Annotated in this window: 4 protein-coding genes; all 4 read left to right on the top strand. The window is 67.7% G+C overall.

From position 1 onward, the window contains the following. The coding region (locus AC36XV_RS10980; RefSeq protein WP_492203727.1) for an LVIVD repeat-containing protein at window positions 1–1000 on the top strand (1000 nt) is incomplete at its 5' end. A 19-nt stretch (window positions 1001–1019) separates the two neighbouring features. Continuing rightward, window positions 1020–1505, top strand: coding sequence for a flavin reductase family protein (locus AC36XV_RS10985; RefSeq protein WP_492203728.1), 486 nt, complete (start codon window positions 1020–1022; stop codon window positions 1503–1505). A gap of 32 nt (window positions 1506–1537) precedes the next feature. Next, a complete protein-coding gene (locus tag AC36XV_RS10990; RefSeq protein ID WP_492203729.1) occupies window positions 1538–2218 on the top strand; it encodes a hypothetical protein in 681 nt (226 codons plus the stop codon). Then, window positions 2215–3144 (top strand): site-2 protease family protein (locus AC36XV_RS10995; RefSeq protein WP_492203730.1); only part of this gene is annotated, 930 nt, incomplete at its 3' end. The genes AC36XV_RS10990 and AC36XV_RS10995, both read left to right, overlap by 4 nt.

Raw genomic sequence — 3144 nt, forward strand, 5'->3', positions numbered from 1 at the left:
CTACGCGTACACGGGAACCCGGGTGGAGACGATGTACGCGTGGGACGTCACCGACCCGACCGGTCCGATGATCACCGACTCGGTGAGGGTGGACGGCCGCCGTCTTCGGGACGTGAAGATCAACGGTGACGCCACGCTTGCAGTCGTCGTCAGCGAGGGTCCTTCCACTCTCAGCGGCGGCTTCACCGTCCTGGACATCTCCGATGCGGCCCACCCCGCCGTGCTCACCCGCTTCTCTGGTGAGAACCCGGAGGAGGTGCGCAGCGTGTGGGTCGAGGGTGACCTCGTGTACGCGGTGCACAGCGGAACGAACACGTTGAGCATCGTGAACATCGCCGATCCGCTGAGTCCGGTGGAGTCCGGTCGGTGGCAAGCCGAAGGCCGGGCCGGCAACCTGTACGACGTTTTCGTGCTCGACGGCCTCGCCTACCTCAGCTGCGGGTACGACGGGCTGGTGATCCTGGACGTGGGAGCCGGCATCCGGGGCGGAACGCCGACGCGACCCGAGCTCGTCTCGGGGTACCGGCACCATGCGAAGCGAAGCGACGAGGGGTACGCGAGCACGCACCGCGCGATGCGATACCGAAACTACGTGTTTCTCGGAGAGGAAAGGGTCGGCTGCTCCGGGTGCGTCGACCGGCCGCGCGGCCAGGTGCGCGTCCTCGACGTGACCGATATCGAGAAGCCGATTGAAGTCGCGTTCTATCGGGTTCCGGAGACTCGAGTCCACGACCTCTGGGTCCAGGAGGACCGGTTGTACGTGGCCGAGGATCGGGCGGGGCTCCGGGCCGTCGACGTCGAGGGCGAGCTTCGCGGCGATCTGTACCGGCAGGGGCGCGAGATCGGTGGATACGTGGAGAAGGACTCCGGCGGGGTCGAGCTCGACCCCACGTTCGTCCGGGGTCTTCAACCGTACAAGGGAAACCTCTTCGGGTCCGAACGGAGCTCGGGCCTGTGGATCGTCGAGCTGGACGATCCTCCGACTTCTTTCCTGCCCTGACGATGGGGATCCGATGTCCGTGAGTCCTGACCGTTTTCGAAGCGCCATGGGGCACCTGGCGGGAGGCGTCGCCGTGGTCACCACGCTGGACGCCGAAGGGGAGCCGCGAGGCTTCACGGCCACCGCCGTGTGCTCCGTTTCGCTCGTCCCGCCACTGGTGCTCGTGTGTGCGGGAACCCGGGGGCAGACGCTGGAGGCCATCCGGGAGTCGGGCCGGTACGCTCTCAACTTCCTTCACGAGGACGGCCTGCCGACCTCGGTGCGGTTCTCCGGAGCGGACGATCACAAGTTTCAGGACCTGAGCTGGTCTCCCGCCCCGGAGGGTTGTCCGCTGCTCGAGGATGCCTTGGCCTGGGTCGAGTGCGCGGTGGAGCAGGAGATCGAGGCGGGGGACCACGTGATCTTCGTCGGTCGCGTCACGGCGGCGCACACCCGGTCGGAGGATCGATCGGCCCTTCTGCACTTCAGGGGACGGTACCATATCGCCAGGCCGCTCGACGAATGAACTTCGATCGGTTTGCGGAGGTCGCCGGGCGGATGTACGAGGACATCCCGGAGGTGTTTCGGGCCGGTGTCGTAGGGGTCGCCGTGGAGGAAGAGGCCCGGCGTCATCCCACCCTACCCGGCATCTGGACGCTCGGCGAGTGCGTGACCGAACACTGGCCGGACCCGACGGGCGGGATGGGGGACACGCGTTCCGAGATCCTGCTCTACTACGGCTCGTTCGGTGAGCTGGCGGTGGGTGACCCGCGCTTCGACTGGGAAGCGGAGCTGTGGGAGACGATGCTTCACGAACTGCTCCACCACCGGGAAGCCGCCGCCGACGAGGAGGGCCTGGACGTCTTCGACTGGGCGGTCGATCAGAACTACCGCCGGCTTGCCGGGCTCGAGTTCGACCCCTTCTTTCCGAGATTCCTACCCGCGGACGAGGCCGGGCACGTGCGGCTCGATGGAGAGACCTTCGTCGACGTCGTCATCGAGAGGACGGACGGCGTCGCCGAGTTCGAGTGGAGGGACGGTCGGTGGTCGGTTCGCCTGCCGCGCGAGGCCCCGCTCATGTGGGCGCGCGTGCGCAATCTGGCCGGTGGCCGGCTGTGGCTCCTGGTCGAGCGGAAGCGCCCCTGGTGGGCCCGGATCCGGCGGCACCGAGGCGTGGAGCTGTGGGAGATGGACCGGCGGGCACTGCCCGTCCCGGTCGAGGGCGTGAGGACGGCGTGAGACTCGGCGGATTCAGGGCCGGACGCCTGCTCGGCTTCCGGATACGGATCGACTATTCGTGGTTCGTGGTCCTCGTCCTCGTCACCTGGACCTTCGCCTCGTGGCAGTTCCCCGAGGACCTGCCCGGCCTGTCCCGGACGGGTTACCTGGCCATGGGCCTTTCCGGCGCGCTCCTCCTGTTCCTGTCCGTGCTCCTGCACGAGCTCGCTCACTCGGTCGTGGCCCGGTCCCGCGGTATCGTGGTTTCCGGAATCACCCTGTTCATCTTCGGTGGCGTAGCGGAGATGCGCCGCGAGCCCGAGCGGGCCGGGGACGAGTTCCTGCTCACCATCGTCGGACCGCTGAGCAGCCTCGCTCTCGCCGGGATCTTCTTCGCGATCGCCAACGTGCTCGGAACGCTGCGGCTGCCTTCCGCCCGGGTCGTGTCCGAGACGGTAGCCATGCTCAACCTCGTGCTGGCCGTGTTCAATATGGTGCCCGCCTTTCCACTGGATGGCGGACGCGTGCTGCGGGCCGTGCTGTGGCGCCTGACCGGCGACCCGTACCGCGCCACGCGCTGGGCCACCTGGGTGGGGCGTGGCTTCGGCTGGCTTCTCATCCTGTATGGACTGGTACTCTTCCTGGGCGGTGCCCAGTTCGCCGGTGTGTGGGGGATCTTCCTCGGGTGGTTTCTGTCGGGTGCGGCCGCGTCGGCAGCCCAGCAGAACGAGCTCAAACGGTCCCTCGAGGGTGTGGCTGTCGGCCAGATCCTCACCGGGCCAGCGGTGTTCGTTCCCGGTGGGCTGACCGGCGAAGAACTCGTCGAGCGGTACTTCCTGCGATATCCCGCCCGCGCGTTCCCGGTGCTGCGAGATCGCACGATCGTGGGCGTCGTGTCGATGGCCGATATCGCCGGCCTGTCGCTGGACGAGAGAGCGGAGACCTCC

The sequence above is a fragment of the Candidatus Benthicola sp. genome (assembly GCF_058719085.1).